Source organism: Streptomyces cellostaticus (assembly GCF_001513965.1).
GTDB lineage: Bacteria > Actinomycetota > Actinomycetes > Streptomycetales > Streptomycetaceae > Streptomyces > Streptomyces cellostaticus.
In genome coordinates this window covers 261,820-279,448 of sequence record NZ_KQ948017.1, presented here as the reverse complement: position 1 = coordinate 279,448, position 17,629 = coordinate 261,820, and the positions used below count along the sequence as shown (strand labels likewise).

At 70.9% G+C, this 17,629-nt stretch carries 10 protein-coding genes and 1 pseudogene; 5 read left to right on the top strand and 6 right to left on the bottom strand.

What is annotated here, in order from left to right; genetic code table 11:
• From AQI88_RS08380 to AQI88_RS08365, 4 genes are all read right to left on the bottom strand, one after another.
• Positions 1–1,368, bottom strand: coding sequence for a sensor histidine kinase (locus AQI88_RS08380; RefSeq protein ID WP_066994369.1), 1,368 nt, complete (start codon positions 1,366–1,368; stop codon positions 1–3).
• Positions 1,365–2,075 carry a response regulator transcription factor gene (locus AQI88_RS08375; RefSeq protein WP_066994366.1) on the bottom strand — a complete coding sequence of 237 codons (711 nt, stop codon included), beginning with the start codon at positions 2,073–2,075 and terminating at the stop codon, positions 1,365–1,367. The genes AQI88_RS08380 and AQI88_RS08375 overlap by 4 nt, the downstream gene beginning before the upstream one ends.
• A 70-nt stretch (positions 2,076–2,145) precedes the next feature.
• Positions 2,146–3,516 (bottom strand): MFS transporter, encoded by a 1,371-nt coding sequence (locus AQI88_RS08370; protein ID WP_066994362.1) that lies wholly within the window; start codon positions 3,514–3,516, stop codon positions 2,146–2,148.
• A gap of 187 nt (positions 3,517–3,703) precedes the next feature.
• A complete protein-coding gene (locus AQI88_RS08365) occupies positions 3,704–4,303 on the bottom strand; it encodes a TetR/AcrR family transcriptional regulator (RefSeq protein ID WP_066994358.1) in 600 nt (199 codons plus the stop codon).
• 98 nt (positions 4,304–4,401) lie between these two features.
• Between AQI88_RS08365 and AQI88_RS08360 the strand changes: the two genes are divergently transcribed.
• The gene (locus tag AQI88_RS08360) at positions 4,402–5,250 is read left to right on the top strand and encodes an alpha/beta fold hydrolase (RefSeq protein WP_066994355.1); all 849 of its coding nucleotides are present in this window, start codon (positions 4,402–4,404) and stop codon (positions 5,248–5,250) included.
• A gap of 28 nt (positions 5,251–5,278) precedes the next feature.
• Here AQI88_RS08360 and AQI88_RS08355 read toward each other — a convergent pair whose 3' ends face one another.
• Both AQI88_RS08355 and AQI88_RS44885 read right to left on the bottom strand, forming a co-directional pair.
• Entirely contained in the window at positions 5,279–6,061 is a 783-nt protein-coding gene (locus AQI88_RS08355; RefSeq protein ID WP_244184083.1) for a GNAT family N-acetyltransferase, read from the bottom strand.
• 241 nt (positions 6,062–6,302) lie between these two features.
• Positions 6,303–6,509, bottom strand: a pseudogene (locus tag AQI88_RS44885) (GNAT family N-acetyltransferase); the annotation flags it as partial.
• Between the two features lie 249 nt (positions 6,510–6,758).
• Here AQI88_RS44885 and AQI88_RS08350 point away from each other — a divergent pair.
• From AQI88_RS08350 to AQI88_RS08335, 4 genes are all read left to right on the top strand, one after another.
• Positions 6,759–8,861 carry a SpoIIE family protein phosphatase gene (locus AQI88_RS08350; RefSeq protein WP_066994353.1) on the top strand — a complete coding sequence of 701 codons (2,103 nt, stop codon included), beginning with the start codon at positions 6,759–6,761 and terminating at the stop codon, positions 8,859–8,861.
• 147 nt (positions 8,862–9,008) lie between these two features.
• Positions 9,009–12,608 (top strand): sodium/proline symporter PutP, encoded by a 3,600-nt coding sequence (gene putP / locus AQI88_RS08345; RefSeq protein ID WP_066994350.1) that lies wholly within the window; start codon positions 9,009–9,011, stop codon positions 12,606–12,608.
• A gap of 846 nt (positions 12,609–13,454) precedes the next feature.
• Positions 13,455–14,714 (top strand): M64 family metallopeptidase, encoded by a 1,260-nt coding sequence (locus tag AQI88_RS08340; protein WP_244184082.1) that lies wholly within the window; start codon positions 13,455–13,457, stop codon positions 14,712–14,714.
• 639 nt (positions 14,715–15,353) lie between these two features.
• Positions 15,354–17,618 (top strand): insulinase family protein, encoded by a 2,265-nt coding sequence (locus tag AQI88_RS08335; RefSeq protein ID WP_066994344.1) that lies wholly within the window; start codon positions 15,354–15,356, stop codon positions 17,616–17,618.
• Positions 17,619–17,629: the final 11 nt, after the last annotated feature.

The window sequence follows — 17,629 nt, the reverse complement described above, 5'->3', positions numbered from 1 at the left end:
TCAGGCGGACGGCAGCCGCAGCTCCACGACCAGGCCGTGGGGTTCGTGTCCGGCGGTGCTGAGCCGGCCCCCGCTGAGCCGGGCGATCTCGTCGGCGATGGCCAGGCCCAGGCCGCTGCCGGGCACGTTCTGGTGCTCGGGGGCCCTGGCGAAACGGCGCGTGAGCAGGGGCAGCTGGTCGTCCGGTACGCCCGGTCCGTCGTCGCGCACGCGCACCACGGCCGCGCCGTCCGCGCACTCGGCCGTCACGGTCACGCTGCCCCCGGACGGGACGAACTTGACCGCGTTGTCCAGGACCGCGTCGAGGATCCGGCCCACCGCGTCCGGCACCGCCCGCGCCCGCAGCCCCTCCGGTACGGCAGCTGCGGCCAGCGTGAGCCCCGAGGCCTCGAAGACCGGCTCCCACGCGGTCACTCGCTCGCGCACCGCACGTGCCACGTCCTGCTCGGTCCGCTCCGCCGCACTGGCCTCCACGCGCGCCAACGCGAGCAGGCCGTCGAGCAGTTCCTCCAGGCGCTCCGCCTCGTCCAGGGCGCGCGCGTGCTCCCTGCGGCCCGGGCCCGGGGCCAGATGCGGCTCGACGTTCTCCAGCTGGAGCACCAGCGTGGCCAGCGGGTTGCGCAGCTGGTGCGAGGCGTCGGCGACGAAGGCGCGCTGGCGGCCGAGGGAGTCGGCGACCGCCTCGGCCATGCCGTTGAAGTGCCGGCGCAGGCTGCGCAGTTCCGGCGGCCCGGTGTCGGAGACGGCCCGCGTCTGAAGGCTGCCCGAGGCCAGGGCCGCGACGGCCCGGTCGAGATCACGGACGGGACGCATCAGCCAGCGGGTGATGCCCGCCGCGACCAGGGCGGCGGCTGTGAAGGCGGTGAGCGCACCACAGGCGATGAGCACCCAGCGCACGGTCACGTCCCGCCGGGCGGCGGTGGTCGGGACGGCCAGCAGGACCGCTCCGCTGACCCGCTCGTCCCGGCCCACCGGCTCGGCGAGCACGACCCGGTCCGGCCCCCACGGCCGCACGGTCGGCAGCCGCTCGGTGGACCGGCCGGTCAGCGCCCGGCCCAGGACGTCGTCCGCCGAGGGCTGCACCATGCCCGGCCCCGCCCGGGCGATCACCCGCCCCGCCGGGTCCACCACCGTCACCCCGGCCCCGTACAGCTCGGCGTACCGGCGGATCTCGGTGGACAGTTCGGCGCGGTCGGCCGCGGTGCGTACCCGGTCGGCGAGGTCGGCGAACCGCACGGCGTCGGCGCGCCGCTGGAGCAGCAGGTGCTCCGTGCGCCCGCTCGCGTACGAGCCGGCCAGCGGCACGGACAGCAACAGCGTCGCGGCCCCCATCAGCACCATCAGGACGGCCAGCAGCCTGCGCCTCATCGCCGGCCCCGGCCGTCCGTGCCCACCGCCGGCGAACCCAGCTGGTAGCCGAAGCCCCGTACCGTGCGCACCAGTTCGGCGCGGCCCGTCTTCGCGCGGATGCCCGCCACGTGCACGTCCAGGGAACGGGACGCGGCGAGGAAGGCGTCGCCCCAGATCCGGTCCAGGATCTCCTCGCGGGAGTGCACCTCGCCCGGCCGCGCCGCGAGGAACGCGAGGACGTCGAATTCGCGCCGGGTGAGCCGTACGTCCGCTCCGGCGACCGTGACCGTACGCCCTGCGATGTCGATCTCGACATCGCCCGTGTGCACGGGGCATCCGCCGCGGTCCGCGCCGTCCGCACGGGGCGCGGCCGCCCCGGTGCGGCGGCGCACCGTGTCGATCCGGGCCATCAGCTCGTTCATCCGGAACGGCTTGACCACATAGTCGTCGGCCCCGGCCCGCAACCCCTGCACGATGTCGCGCTCCTCGCAGCGGGCCGTCACCACGATCAGCGGTGCGTCGCACACCGTCCGCAGCCGCCGCAGCAGCTCCAGCCCGTCCAGATCGGGCAGGCCGAGGTCGAGCAGCACGAACTCGGCCTCATGAACCCACCGCAGGGCGTCCAGGGCCCGGCCGGCCCTGCGGACGGTGTGCCCGCGCTGGGCGAGTGCGGTGATCAGGGCCTGGGCCATACGGTCGTCGTCCTCGACGAGCAGCGCGTGCATGGGAAGTCCTCGTGCCGTGGTGACCTGGGCGGCAGCCTACGCAAGCGGTACGGCCCAGGTCACCACCGCGTCAGCCGACGGCTTCGGCCGAGGAGGCCGCCGCACCCGATGCGGCCCCCTCCTGCGCCTCGGCGCGGCTGAGCGCCGCGTTGCGGGTGTCCGGCATCAGCACATAGGTGACCAGCGAGACCAGCGCGCACCCCGACACGTACCAGAAGAACATCTTCTCGTGACCGCTGTTCTTGAACCACAGGGCCACGTACTCCGCCGTGCCGCCGAACAGGGCGTTGGCGACGGCGTACGGCAGGGCCACGCCGAGGGCGCGGACCCGGGTCGGGAACAGCTCCGCCTTCACGGCCGCGTTGATCGAGGTGTACCCGGTGACGACGACCAGGGCCAGCAGGGACAGTCCCAGCGCCGACCAGTAGGAGGAGGCCGAGCCGAGCGCGGTCATGATGGGGTACGTGCCCACCGTGCAGCCGACCGCGAAGGTGATCAGCAGCGGTCGGCGGCCGATCCGGTCGGAGAGCAGCCCGGCGAAGGGCTGGAGCAGCGCGAAGACGGTGAGCGCGGTGAAACTGACCAGCGTGGCGGTGGACTTGGCCATACCGGCGCTGCCGATCAGGTACTTGGTGAGATACGTGGTGTACGTGTAGTAGGCCACCGTGCCGCCCAGGGTGAGCGCCATGACCAGTACTGCCTCGCGGCGGTGCTCCCACAGTGCCTTGATCGTGCCGCGCGCGGATTCGGTACGGTCGCCCGCCTCCTCGGTGAAGGCATCCGTCTCCGTCAGCCGGCGCCGCAGCCAGAACACCACCAAGGCGAACACCGCACCGAGCGCGAACGGGATCCGCCAGCCCCAGCTCTCCAGTTGGTCCGTGCTCAGGGTGTGCTGCATCGTGATCAGGATCGCCAGGCCGAGGAGCTGTCCGCACGTCATCGACACGTACTGGAACGAGGAGCCGAGACCGCGCCGGTCGCGGGCCGATGCCTCGGTCAGATACGTGGCGCTGGCCGCGTACTCGCCTCCGATGCTCAGGCCCTGCAGCAGCCGGGCCAGGAGCAGCACCAGCGCGCCGAAGTAGCCGGCCTGGCCGTAGGTGGGCGCGACGGCGATGAGCAGGGCGGCCACCGACATCATGCTGACGGTGAGGGTGAGCGCGCTCTTGCGGCCGTGCCGGTCGGCCGCCCGCCCGAGGATCCATCCGCCGACCGGCCGCATCAGGAAGCCGACCGCGAAGATGCCGGCCGTGTTCAGCAGCTTGGTCGTCGGGTTGTCGCCGGGGAAGAACGAGTCGGCGAAGTAGATGGCGAAGCTGGCGTAGACGAACCAGTCGTACCACTCGACGAGATTGCCCAGCGAACCGCCGACAAGGGCGAGACGGCGGCTGCCGCGGGAGTTTGCCGGCGGCTTTTGGGGCAGGGCGGCAGAGGATGACATGGCGGCTCCAGGTGGGGAAGGTCCGGTGGGAACGGGGAGCGGGAAGGCGCCCCCGGAACCTGAGTGCGCCGAGCATGCGGGCGCCCGCCGCACCCGGACAAGGGCCGCCGCGCAGATCTAACATGCCGCTAAGAAAGCGGCCGTCACCGCGTTCGCCGGAGGCGGCGTGTCGCCGCGTGCGGACCCTTCACTCGCCCGTCAGCGCCGCCCGTACGATTGCCGCCGCCGCCTTGGCGGCCGCGAGGACCGGTGCTGTGCTGCGTGCCGCGCGGCCGAGCATGAAGGCGCCCTCCAGCAGGGCGATGACCGAGCCCGCCGTCTCCCGGGCGGCGGGCTGGGGGATGCCACCTGCCGCGTAGTAGGCGGCGAGGTGGTCGGTCCAGCTGTCGAAGACCTCTGAAGTGGCCCGGCGCAGCGTCTCGTTGGTGCTGGCGACCTCCATTGCGACGGTGGCGATGGGGCAGGGGTCGGCGAAGTCGAGTTCGGCGAGGGTCCCGGCCGCTGCGGTGAACGCGTCGGCGGTGGCCGCGACCCGGTCCTCGTACGGCGTCATCAGCGCGGTGATGAGCCCCAGGTAGACGGCCCCCGAGGTGCGGATGACCTCCTCGCCCAACTGGGCCTTCCCGCCGGGGAAGAAGTGGTAGATCGACCCGAAGGGCGCACCGGCGCTCTCCGCGATCTGCTTCATGCCGGTGCCGGTGTAGCCGGTGCGCCGGAACAGCTCCGTGCCGGCGTTCACGATGCGCTGTCGGGTCTCGTGGGTGCTGGGGGCCTTGCTGTCGCTCACGGCTGAGCCTCCGGTAAGCCGCTGGTGCTGTCGGGCGTTCGGTGCCTATTCTGTCACTAGAACGCTCTATCTAGAGACAGCGAGCCGGAGGCGGACCCATGCCGCAGATCGAGCTGAGCGCGGGAACCATCGACTACGAGGACACGGGAGGCGACGGCCCCGTGGTGGTCCTCGTCCACGGCCTCGGCTTCGACGCGTCGGTGTGGACCGAGGTCGCCTCGGACCTGCGGCCGGACTTCCGCGTGCTCGTCCCCGTGCTGCCCCTCGGCAGCCACCGGCGTCCGATGCGGCCGGACGCCGACCTGTCCGCACACGGCATCGCCCGGCTCCTCGCCGAGTTCATGGACCGGCTGGAGCTGAACGACGTCACCCTCGTCCAGAACGACACCGGCACGGCCCAGCTCCTCGCCGGCGTACGGGACGAACGCATCGCCCGCCTGGTCCTCACCTCCTGTGAAGCCCTGGACAACTACCCGCCCGGAGTACAGGGCCGGCTGCTGCACCGGGCGAGCAGGATCCCAGGCGGCCTCTTCCTCCTCATCCAGTCCTTCCGCTTCCCCTTCCTCGCCCGCATGGAGACCTCGCTCGGCGGGATGGCGAAGAAGAAGCTGCCGAAGGACCTGATCGCCCGCTGGTACGGCCCCCTGCTGACGAGCCGTGCCATCCGCCGCGACTTCGCCAAGTTCTGCCACGACGTGGACCCGCAGTGCTACGTCAAGGCGGCCGGTAATCTTCCCTCCTTCACCCGCCCGGCCCTGATCGCCTGGGGTGCCGAAGACCGCATGATGCCGCCGGCCACCGGCCGCCGCCTGGCCGGACTGCTACCTGACGCCCGCTACGTGGAGATTCCCGACGCCCGCACGCTGGTCCAGCTGGACAACCCCGCCGCCCTCACCGCGGAGATCCGCCGCTTCGTCAAGGAGCACCCGCTGCCCGGCGGGGGCTGAGCACGGCTCGGCCCCCGCCGGGCGTACGTCACGCTTCGAGCGTCAGGTACAGGCGGGTTCCGCCGGGTCGGAAGCCGACGCGTTCGTACACGCGGCGGGATCCCTCGCCCGAGTACTCCAGCCAGACGGACAGCGCCCCGTGGCCGAACGCGGCCTGGGCCAGGGCCGCCGTGACCGCGGCCGCGATGCCCCGGCCCCGGTACACGGGCCGGGTGCCCACACCCGCCAGCTCCGCGGTGCCCTCGGCCGGTGCCGAGCAGATGGCCGCACCGGCGCAGCCGCCGTCGCCGGCGCGGACGAACCGGACGGCGCCGCCGCTCTCCTGGGTGCGCCGCAGCCGGGCCGCGCCTTCCGGAGACGGAGGGAACTCACCCCCGAACGCCTCGGACAGGGCGGCGTCGATCGCCACGTAGTCCTCGTCGCCGTCCGGGACCTCCACGCCGCTCTTCCCGGCCGGCACCGTCAGCGTGGCAGGGGTGCAGACCAGGTACTCGTGGACCGCCTCGGTGCCGAACCCCGCCCGGCGCAGCGCGGGTTCGACGGTGGGTGCGGCATCCGGGGCGAACTCCAGGCGGGGCTTCAGGCCGCGCTCGCGGAATGCCTCGATCAGGGAGCTGACGTCCCGGTCGGTCGGCTCGGCGCCGGGGACCGGGGTCGCGTAGTTGACGTACGGGCTGGTCGTCGAGGGATCGAAGCCCGCGACGAAGCCTGCGACTTCGACCGCCGCCGGGCGGCGCAGCAGGTTGGCGACGGCGAAGCTCTGGACGTCGGTGTGTACGGTGATGATGACCTCACAGTGAAGGGCAGCCACGAGGACTGCGGGACCGGCCGCAGCCGGGAACACGGGACATGCGTAGGGCCACCGTGAGGAGACGCGAGGGCACTGATGGAGTCCGCTGCCGCAGAGGCAGACGGTGTCAGTGCCGACGGCGGCCGCTGTGGGACGCCGGGATCAATGGCTTCAGTCCTTCGCCATGCATGGGTATGTGCAGGTCAACTGCCGGAAACCTTGCCACACTCCGCAAGAGCGCGGCAAGCCGTTGAGCGGCCGGTCAGCCGAGCTTCTTGATCAGCAGCTCGAATTCCAGGCCGACGGGGCGCGGGGCGCCGAAGCGCTCATCCCCGTAGGGGAAGGGGATCAGCCGCCCGGTCCGCTCATAGCCCCGGCGTTCGTACCAGGCGATCAGTTCCACACGCTGTCTGATGACCGTCATCTGCATCGTGCCCACGCCCCATTCATCCCGGACGACACGCTCGGCAGCAGGCGACGAGGAGGCCGCCACCGCGCTCAGTGATCAGAAGCAGGCTCGCCGGGTCGTTCACGACGGCGGTCACGCCCTCGTGGTCGGTGCCAAGCGTCGGAGCAGGTGCTCGGGGAGTTGCCGCCGCCGGTGTGGGTGAAATCCGTCCAGGTGTGTGCTTCCCAGGTCTGGGACGACCATGGATGAAGGCAGAACGCCTGCCGGTACGGCACGAGCCAAGGTGCCGAGCGGGAGGGAAACTGAGACATGGGCACGACGGACTCCCGAGCAGACGACGGCCGGTCGGTGGCGGGGCCTGCCTCACCCCCCAGTGGCCTGCTTGATCTGCTCAGCGTCGCTGCGGTGGTGCTGAATGCGCAGGGCCAGGTGGTCTTCTGGAGCTCGAAGGCCGAAGAACTGTTCGGCTACACCGCAGCGGAAGCGCTGGGCCAGTACGCGGCTCCGCTGACGGTCCACGAGGAGCACCAGGAGGAGGTGATCAAGCTCTTCGCCGAGGTCATGGAATCCGGCAACGACTGGGCCGGGGCCTTCCCGATCCGGCACAAGGACGGCAGCACCCGGCTGGTGGAGTTCCGCAACATGCGGCTGCTGGACGACCTCGGTGACGTCTACGCCCTGGGCCTTGCCGCGGACCAGGCAAGTGTGGAGCGGGTCGAGCGAGATGCCGCCCTGGCCGTGCGTCTGGTGTCCCAGTCCCCGGTCGGGCTGGCCATCCTGGACCCGGACCTGCGGTACCTGGCCGTGAATCCTGCTCTCGAACGCATCACCGGTCAGTCCGCCGCCGAGCGACTGGGCCGGCCGGTCGGCGAGATCCTGACCTTCCTGGACACCGACCCCGAGGCACGTCTGCGCCGTGTCCTGGAGACGGGCGAGTCGGTCGTGGACCGGGACATCATCTGCCGTCCCCCCAACGACCCGGACCACGAGCATGCCTGGTCCGTCTCGTACTACCGGCTGGAGGATTCCGGCGGGCGGGTGCTGGGCCTCGCCTATTCCGTCATCGACGTCACCGAGCGTCATCGAGCCGCTGCCGAGGCGACACAGGCCCGGCAACGGCTGGCACTGATCGCCAGGGCTTCCGCCTCCGTGGGGACCACCCTCGATCTGGAGACGACAGCGTGCGAGCTCGCTGACGTCGTCGTCCCGGTCCTGGCCGATGTGGCAGCCGTGGACGTACTCGACAGCGCCCTTGACGGCCGGGCCGCGCCACGCGAGGGGCCGGCCCTCTTCCGCGCCCTCGCCGTCAGCGCGGCCTACTCCACCGACGCGGTCCGCGCGGTCGACCCGCCGGGGGGACTCGTGCCTTACGACAGTGACCGTCTGATCACCCAGTGCGTGCGCACCCGTCAACCGGTTCTGGTGCCCCACACCAGCCCTCAGGACCTGAGCCGCATCGCCCGACACGGCGAGGCCGCCTCGCTCCTCGCGGCGGCCGGCGTGCACTCCTACCTGGCCGTACCGCTCATGGCCCGGGGCGAAGTCCTCGGCGCCCTCGACCTCAAACGCACCCGGAACCCCGCACCCTTCGACGACGACGACGCGTTCCTCGCCTGGGAGCTGGCCGCCCGAGCCGCGGTCTGCATCGACAACGCCCGCGGATACCAGGCCCAGCGCCAAGCGGCCCTCACCCTCCAGCGCAGTCTGCTTCCCGAGCCCCCCTCGCACCTGCCCGGCTTGGAGGTTGCCTGCCGTTACCAGCCCGCGGGCGCCACGAGCGAGATCGGCGGCGACTGGTACGACGCCATACCTCTCCAGGGTGACAAAACGGCCCTGGTCGTCGGAGACGTCATGGGCAGCGGCATCAAAGCCGCCGCCACCATGGGGCAACTCCGCAGTGCTGCCCGCGCCTTCGCCGAACTCGCCCTCGCCCCCGCCGAGGCCCTTCGTCACCTCGATCACCTGACCGAGGGTGTCGAGCAGACCATCACGACCTGCATCTACTGCGTCTACGACCCTCACCAGGGCCAGTGCGAGATCTGCCTCGCCGGCCACCTGCCCCCGGCCCTGATGCGCCTCGGCCACGCAGCAGAGCTGCTCGACCTTCCCACCGGTGCACCGCTGGGCGTCGGCGGGGTCCCCTTCGAGGCCGCCACCATCGCCTTCCGTCCCGGCGACGAGCTGGCCCTCTACACCGATGGCCTCGTCGAAACCCGAAGCGAACCCATCGACGCTCGCCTGGACACCCTCCTCAGCGCCTTCACCGCGACCCGTGGCCAAGATCTGGAAGACACCTGCGACCGCATCCTGGAGATTCTGCGCTCGCCCGGGGGTGAGGACGACGTCGCACTGCTCGTCGCCCGAGCCCAGTCCTCAGAATCGACCTGGCCAGGCCGAGCTCGATCAGGATGACATGGAGGACCACGCCATCCTCGGTACCGGCACGAGCCGCGCTGTCGGCCGATGGGGGGCGCAATCTGTACATTTGTGTATGAAGAGTCACGGCTGTCCGGCACGTGACGGTCGCGCCCATGCTCGAACCTCGCAGGCGAGGACAACATGATCGACTTGAGTGCGCCGATCATGGCCACATTCCTCGTGTATGTGGCCGTCATGATCGCAACAGGGGTCTGGGCCTACCGCCGCACTCACACCTTCGCCGACTTCGCCCTGGGGGGCCGCAGGCTGAGCGCGTTCGTCGCCGCCCTGTCCGCAGGGGCCAGCGACATGTCCGGCTGGCTGTTCCTCGCTCTGCCCGGAGCGGTGTACGCGGCCGGTGTCGGTGCCAGCTGGATCGCGGCCGGTCTGGTGCTCGGTACGTACCTCAACTGGCTGTTCGTCGCGCCGAGGCTGCGCACCTACACCGAGCGCGCCGAGAACGCCGTGAGCCTGTCGGCCTACCTGGAGGAGCGGTTCGAGGACCGCACCCGGATGCTCCGGATGGTCTCGGCGGCGGTCACCCTCGTGTTCTTCACCGTCTACGTCGCCAGCGGGCTGGTGGCCGGTGGCCTGCTGTTCGGGCACATCTTCGGGTTCGGGTTCGGGCTCGGAGTGACCCTGACCGCCCTGGTGATCGTCGTCTACTCGTGCCTCGGCGGCTTCCTCGCCGTGAGCCTGACACACGTGCTGCAGGCCACGCTGATGTTCCTCGCCCTGCTCGTGGTCCCCCTCGTGGGTATCGGGGCGCTCGGCGGCTTCGGGGCACTGCGCGACGCCCTCAACAGCAAGACCCCCGACCTGCTGGACATGGGCGCCAAGGTCGACTACGCAGACGGGCGGTGGTCGGCAGGCGGGTCGCTCGGCGCCGTCGCGATCATCTCGCTGCTCGCCTGGGGGCTCGGCTATTTCGGTCAGCCCCACATCCTGGCCCGCTTCATGGGTATCCGCAGCACCGGCGCCATCCCCGCGGCCCGCCGTCTCGAAACCGGGTGGGTCATCGTCGTGCTCGCCGGCGCCACCCTGGTCGGCCTGGTGGGCATCGCCCGGACCGGCACGCCGCTTCACGATCCGCAGACGGTGTACATCAGTCTCAGCCGGACACTGCTCGATCCCTGGGGCGCCGGCGTGATGCTGATCGCCGTACTGGCCGCGATCATCTCGACCGCGGACAGCCAGCTCCTCGTGTCGTCCGTCGCCCTCACGGAGGACTTCTACCGTGCGTTCCTCAACCGGCGTGCCTCGGACAGGACACTGGTATGGGTCGGTCGCGCCGCCGTCGTCGCCGTGATTCTGGTGGCCTTCGTGATCGCGCTCAGGGGTGGCGGGCTGCTGGGCATCGTCGCCTACGCCTGGGCGGGCTTCGGAGCCGCCTTCGGGCCGGTCGTCCTGCTCTCGCTGTACTGGCCGCGCATGACCTGGGCGGGGGCCATGGCCGGGATCGTGTCGGGCGCGGCCACGGTGCTGCTGTGGAAGAAGATCAATCCGCTGCTCGGTCCCTTCGAGTCGGGCATCTACGAAATGGTCCCGGGCGTCCTGGTCGCCACTGTTGCCGCACTGGTCTTCGGCAGGTTCGTCGGCCGGCCTCCCAAACGGGCCTTCTGGCGGATGCCGGGCGGTGGGGTGAGCCGGCTGATGCTCACTCCCTTCCTCAACCACGCGCCGGTCGGCATCGCCGTCCTCGACACGGACCTGCGGTACGTCTGGGTGAACGAGCCACTGGACCGCCAGGTCCGCCTCGAACGGCGGCTGGGGCGGCGGATGGCGGAAGTGCTGCCGAAGGCGGAGGCCGCGGCCTTCGAGGAGAAAATGCGCGGGGTCCTGGAGACCGGCGCTCCGGTGATGGATTACGAGTACCGCGGCACCAGTGACACGGACCCGGACGGCGGCCGCGCGATCTCCGCATCCTTCTTTGCCATGAAGGACCGCCGCGGTCGCAACGCCGGCGTCTGGTACATGGTCATCGACGTCACCGAACGCTGGCGGGCCCAGGAGCGCCTGGCCCTGCTCAGCGACGCCGCCACCCGCATCGGCAGCACTCTGGACGTGACGCGGACCGCACAGGAACTGGCCGACGACGCCGTGCCGGCCGTCGCCGACTTCGTCGCCGTAGACCTGCTGGACTCGGTCATGAGGGGCGAGGAACCGGCGCCCGGCCCGGTCGGGATGTCGCCCGTCATCCGGCGCGCGGGGCAGCAGTCGGTGCGCAAGGGCTGTCCTGAGGCGAGTCTGGCTGTGGGGGAGACGGTCCGGCGTGCCGCCTCGTCGCCCGTGACCCGCTGCCTGCTGGAGAGCAGGACCCTGGTGGAACGGATTCTGGACCGCACCGCCAGCCCGTGGGTGACCGAGGACGAGTCGCTGGGCGCCTCCCTGCGCGATTACGACTGCCGCTCGGTGATGGTGGTCCCGGTGCGGGCCCGCGGCGTCACCCTGGGCGCGGCGACGTTCGCCCGGTCCCGGCGGCTGGGCCCCTTCGAGGAGGACGACGTACGTCTTGCCGAGGAACTCGTCTCGCGCGCGGCGGTGTGCATCGACAACGCGCGTCGTTTCACCCGCGAACGCACCGCGGCCCGTTCCATGCAGCGTTATCTGTTGCCGCAGGAACTGACGGGAGGTTCCGCGCTGGCGGTGGCGTCGTGGTATCTCCCGGCGGATGTCCCCAGTGGGGTGGGCGGCGACTGGTTCGACGTGATTCCGCTGTCCGGAGCACGGGTCGCACTGGTGGTCGGGGACGTGGCCGGGCACGGCATCAATGCCGCGGCGACCATGGGGCGCCTGCGCACCGCGGTACGCACCCTCGCCAACCTTGATCTCTCCCCGGACGAACTGCTGGCCCATCTGGACGACCTGGTCATCGGCCTCATGGGGGCGCACGACAGCGACGCTTCCACGGCGACCGAGGATGAGGACGCGGGCACCGCGTTCATGGGCGCCACCTGCCTGTACGCCGTCTACGACCCGGTCAGCAGGCGGTGCACGCTGGCCCGGGCCGGTCACCTCCCGCCGGTGATCGTCGGTCCGGGCGGTGGTGCCGACATCCTGGACCTGCCCGCCGGACCACCACTGGGCCTCGGCTACCTCCCCTTCCAGTCCGTCGAACTGGAGCTGGCCGAGGGCAGCCTCATCGCGCTCTACACCGACGGCCTCATCGAGTCCTTCGACCGGGACATCGACGTCGGGCTCTCCCGGCTGGGCGATGTCCTTGCGATGCCGAGGCCGACACTGGAGGAGACCGGCCGCAGGGTGATCGACGATCTGCTGGCCGGTCAGCCGTCCGACGACGCGGCCCTGCTGCTCGCCCGGACCCGTGTCCTGGCCTGGGAACGGGTCGTCTCCTGGGACCTGCCCAGCGATCCGGCCGCCGTCGCGCACGCCCGCACCCTCGCCGTCCAGCAGCTGACGGAGTGGGGCATACCCGATCTGACCTTCACCACGGAGCTCATCGTCAGCGAACTGGTCACCAACGCCATCCGTCATGCGATCGGACCGGTCTGTCTCCGCCTGATCCGGGACCGTGGCCTGATCTGCGAGGTCTCCGACGCCAGCAGCACTTCGCCGCGCCTGCGCCATGCCCGGACCACTGACGAGGGAGGGCGGGGCCTGCTGATCGTGGCCCAGCTCGCCCACCGGTGGGGCACTCGCTACACGACGACCGGCAAGATCATCTGGACGGAGCAGGTCGTTCCGGCGGACACCGACGTCCCGGGCCCGTCCGGCAACTGACCTTCCGGGTCGCGGTGCGCTGACGGGCGCGGTGGCGGCCCGGACAGCTGTCGCGGGCGATCCGGCGGGGTCTGCGGCGTCCGCGCATCGGGGCGGTGGTCCCGGGAGGGGTGGACCGGCAGCACAACCGTGAGCGGGGGCGCCCTTCTCGTCTGGCCGTGGTCTGCGAGAGGCCCGAGCGGCCACGTACAGGGCACCCGCGAACGCGGTCGTCCGCAGTTCTGGACGGAGCAGGTCGTTCCGGTGGACACGGACGCCTCGGGCCCGTCCGGCAACTGATCTTCCGGGTCGCGGTGCGCTGACGGGTGCGGTGGCGGCCCGGACAGTCGTCGCGGGCGATCCGGCGGGGCCTGCGGCGTCCGCGCATCGGGGCGGTGGTCCCGGGAGGGGTGGACCGGCAGCACAACCGTGAGCGGGGGCGCCCTTCTCGTCTGGCCGTGGTCTGCGAGAGGCCCGAGCGGCCACGTACAGGGCACCCGCGAACGCGGTGGTCCGCAGGTGCGAGGTACCCGCCGTTTGCCGCGAGCCCGGCGCGACATGCCCTGCTCTCGCCTTCGGCATCAGCGCAGCGCGGCGGGGTGGCTGACGAGGCCCTTGGGCAGAAACGAGCTGCTCGTGGCCTGCGCGACGCGCTGGCGGGTCGGCGGTTCGCCGAGCCGGAGTGGTGGCCGTAGGTGCCGATTGTCCGTCAACTGTGCGGTCTGCCTTGCCTGTTGGGGCCCAAGCTCCTACATTAAGCCCGACATTAAATCCACTTAACTGAATACTTAAGTGAGGGTTGCCGTGCCGCACCGCGCAAGACCGCGTATGCGCTGGATCACCGCTGCCGGGGCTGTCCTTGCCACCGTGGCTGCGCTGGTCGGCGGAGTGAACTCAGGGCCGGCCGAGGCGGCCGTCCCTCCGGTCCGCACTCAGCACGTCGAGTACTTCCCCGGGCCCTGGGCCGAGCCGCGCCAGGTGACCGTCCCGGCGGGCGCCCTCGGCCGGACCGCCCGCCCCACGCCGACCCTGGCGGGCACCACCCCGGCCGTGCAGGCGCTCCAGCGCACCGGACCGGTGTCCGGGAGGCTCGATCTGGTGGTGATGGGCGACGGCTACACGGCCGACGAACAGGGCGAGTTCGCCGCCGACGCCGAGGAGAAGCTGGACGCGATCTTCGATGTCGAGCCGTACCGGAGCTACCGCGGCCTGTTCAACATCTGGTTGGTCAACGCGGTCTCCAACGAGTCCGGCGTCTCCGGTGACCCGAGGGCCGACACCGTGAAGGACACCGCGCTGGGCTCCTCCTTCTTCTGCGACGGCACCGAGCGTCTGCTGTGCGTCGACACCGACAAGGTCGCGCAGTACGCCGGCCGGGCCCCGGACGCCGACATCGTCTTCGTCATCGCCAACTCTGCCAAGTACGGCGGCGCGGGCTACTCCGCGGCCGACCTGCCGTCGGGCTCGACCTTCCACGGGGTGGCTACGATGTCGTCCGACAACGACAGGTCGTACCTCATAGGTGCCCACGAACTGGGCCACTCCATAGGTCACTTGGCCGACGAGTACCAGTACACGGGCTACGGCACATACCCCTCCGCCGAGGAACCGGCCGCCGCCAACCTCACCATCCACCGCGACCTGGGTGCGACGAAGTGGTACCGCTGGCTCGGGACCCAGGACCCGTCCGGTTCGGTCGTGGGCACGTACGAGGGCGGGGGGTACTACGAGGCGGGCGTCTACCGCCCGACCGAAACGTCCATCATGCGCTCCCTGGCCTCGACCGAGTTCAACGTCGTCGGCCGGGAGGCGATGATCGCCGGCTTCTACGCCGACGCGGACGCCCTGACCTCCTCCCTCCCCACATACCGGCCGATCGGGCAAGGACGCCGGATCACGGTACGCCTCGCGCCGCTGACCGGCCTCGCTGACCTGGAGCTGACCTGGTACGTCGACGGCAGGCAGGTTCTGCCGGCGACGGGCGATCTGTCGGTGACGCCACGTGAACTGGGCGTTCGAGGCCACGGCCACGAGGTCACGGCGACAGTGACCGACCACACGACGGCCGTACGGGATCCTGCGGTCCAGGCGCAGACGACCACCTCACTGACATGGACGGTGCGGTGACGCAGCGGAATCTCCGGCAAGGAACCGGGGGCGTGGAACCCAGTTGATCGCGCTCTTTCGGAATCAATGCTTCGGCAAATGCCCTTAACGGCATCCTCAATGTCTTCTTCACCTCGACACCCGAGTATGGTGATCTAGCTCACCAAGTGCTAGCGTCCCCGGCGCGCTGTGGCTTTGCCTGCTCATACGGGGGTTGATCGTGTGGAGCACGGATTCTCGGACGTTCGGAGCGCATGTCTGGCCGACCTGGAAGCAACGGCAACGCTGTTGAGGCACAAGCCCTCCGGGGCGGAGATCCTCATCATTCCCAGCAGTGATGTCGAGTGCTTTTTCGGGGTGTGTCTGCGCACGCCACCACGTGGTGACCTCGGCATCCCCCACGTGCTGGAACACCTCGTGCTGTCCGGTTCCCGCTCCTTACCGGACATCGATCTCGTGGGTGCTCTGCTCTTTGGTTCTCCGGCGACCTACGCGAATGGTTCCACGCGCTCGGACACCACGATCTACGGAGTTGCCACCCCGGATCCATGCCATTGTCTCGCGCTCATCCCCGTCCTCATTGATGCGTTGTTCCGGCCGCAGTTAAGCGCATCGACCTTGGACGAATTGGTTCGATCTCCGGGTGTGGTCGTCAGCGAAATGACGAGCCTGTTCGGCAGTCCTGATCGACTGCATCAACTCCAGGTCGGACGCCATCTGTTCGTCGGCCATCCCTGCTCCGGCATCGCCGGTGGAGACCCCGATCAGCTGCCCGGGCTGACCATCGAGGAGGTCCGGGCGTATCACCGGTCGCATTACCTGCCGTCCAACGCGCTGTTCTTTCTCTACGGTTCGCTGGACGAGCCGACCGCCCTCTCGACGCTGGCTGCCGCCCTCGCCGAAGGACAGGCGGGCGACGCGCCGCCGCATCCGGTGCCCGCCGACCAGGGTCCGCAGCGGGCTGTGGTGCGGGCTTCGGGCGGGCGTGCCGGCGTCGCGGGCGTCGCCTGGGCCCTGCCGGGCTCGCAGGACCCTGCGACCCGCTTCGCGACGCGCGTGCTGGCGCGCGCTCTGGCCGACCCGGCGTCGGGCCTCGTGTACGAGCGGTTGTCCGACGTGGGCTCTGCCGGCCGGCAGCCGGCCCTTCAGCTGCACGGGTGTCGCCCCGTGCTCGGCTGTGCCGTCGGCGACGTTGTGGAGGACCGGCTGGACGTCGTCGAACGCACCGTGACCGGCACGATGGCGCAGGTGGCCGAGGAGGGCCTGCCGGCCTCCGTCCTCCTCCGGGCGTGCAGCCGCGTCGAGTTGGCGCTGCGGGAACCGCGGGCCGGCGGCGGGGGCGCGGGACGTGCGCTGTTCGACCGGGTGCTCACCACGTGGCCGTACGGTGGCGACCCGCTCGCGGAGCTGTGTCTCAAGGACGCCGCGGCCACGGTCCGCAGCTGGTGCGAGAAGCCGCAAGGGCGCATGACGGATCTTGTACACGACTGGCTGAGCGGGAACCAGCACCGCATCACACTGCTGACCCTTCCCGGTCCCGCTCCACGACACCGGCCCACAGGAGCCCCGGGCACGCGGCGGCTGCCCGGGGCCCCACGACGCCGGCATGCTTTGCCTCTTCCCGCGGACACGGCCGCAGGCCGAGCGACGCTCGTTCCCCAGGAGCACACGACCGTCGCCGGTGCCCCACTCCAGCACTGTCTCCTGCCCACGCACGGCCTGGCGTACCTCGACATCGCCCTGCCGCTCGCCCCTGTGCCGAGGGAGCTGCTGCCGCTGGTGCCGGTGTGGTGTGCGGCCGTCGCGCGGGCAGCGGAGCACCTCGCAGCGGACAGCGGTGTGCGGGTGCGGCACACGTTCCACCCGGGCTCCGCGGCGAGCGGCGGCCCGTTGGCCGTGCTGCGAGCCCGGTGTCTGCTCCAGGACGTCGACACGCTGGCGGACACCCTGGCCTCAGCCCTGTGCCAGGACGCCACCGACGCCGCCGCACAGACCGCGGCCGCCTCCCACCGGACCGGGCTGCGCGCGCTGCGCGGGCCGCAGATACACCGGCTCGTCGACATCAGGCTCTTCAGCGGTGTCGACGTAGCGGGACGGCTGGCCGATGTCGTCCATGGCGAGGAGGCCTGGGACCGGTTGACCGGCTCCCCGGTCCGGGGTGTGCAGGTCACGGCGGTCCGTGACCTGCTGCTGGCCGGCGGAAACGTTTTCCTTGGTCTGACGACGGCGGCGGACGGGCCGGTGCGGCGGGCGTGGTCGGCCGTCGAGCGTATGACGGAACTTCTGCTGCGGCACCGGTCGGCTCTCGCCCCGCCACCCGCCACGACCGGGTGGACAGCCTCCGGCCGGCCCAGGCTCGAGGTGCTCGCCATGCCTGCGCCGCTGCACACCGTGGGCTGCCTCCTGGTTCCTTCGGCCGGCGCCGTCACTCCTGAGCACCATGCGGTGGCCGGCTATCTGACCGGCGGCCCGCTGACGGAGTCCGTACGGGAACGAGGCGGCGCCTACGCGGGACTGATGGATGCCGACGACCTCCGCGGGACGCTGCGCCTGCTGTCCTTACGGGATCCGCGGGACTCCGCCACCTTGGGCGACTTCCTCCGGCTGGGCGCGCAACTGGCGAAGAGCAGGCCGTCGAAGGAGGTCATTCGCCAGGCCGTCCTCGGCGCGGTCAAACAGGTCTTCCCGGGAAGCACCGCCGCGGAGGCCGGATACGCGGCACGCGAGGACTGGCTGGCCGGACGTTGCGAGCAGGATGCCGCCACGCGCCGGGAGCGGCTCCTGAGTACGGGCCCCGAGCACTTCGCAGAGGTGGCCGCTCTTCTGGACCGGCTCGTGAACGAGGCGACGTTCGTGGTGCACGCCCATCCGGACACCGCCGCCGGGACAGAGCATCGGCTGCGTCACACGCTCGCGTCCGCGTAGGAGGCCGGCCG

Bases quoted from the DNA above. Each gene is read 5' to 3' on its own strand.
- AQI88_RS08380 (WP_066994369.1), bottom strand. From the start codon at position 1,368: ATGAGGCGCAGGCTGCTGGCCGTCCTGATGGTGCTGATGGGGGCCGCG.
- AQI88_RS08375 (WP_066994366.1), bottom strand. From the start codon at position 2,075: ATGCACGCGCTGCTCGTCGAGGACGACGACCGTATGGCCCAGGCCCTG.
- AQI88_RS08370 (WP_066994362.1), bottom strand. From the start codon at position 3,516: ATGTCATCCTCTGCCGCCCTGCCCCAAAAGCCGCCGGCAAACTCCCGC.
- AQI88_RS08360 (WP_066994355.1), top strand. From the start codon at position 4,402: ATGCCGCAGATCGAGCTGAGCGCGGGAACCATCGACTACGAGGACACG.
- AQI88_RS08350 (WP_066994353.1), top strand. From the start codon at position 6,759: ATGGGCACGACGGACTCCCGAGCAGACGACGGCCGGTCGGTGGCGGGG.
- putP (WP_066994350.1), top strand. From the start codon at position 9,009: ATGATCGACTTGAGTGCGCCGATCATGGCCACATTCCTCGTGTATGTG.
- AQI88_RS08335 (WP_066994344.1), top strand. From the start codon at position 15,354: ATGACGAGCCTGTTCGGCAGTCCTGATCGACTGCATCAACTCCAGGTC.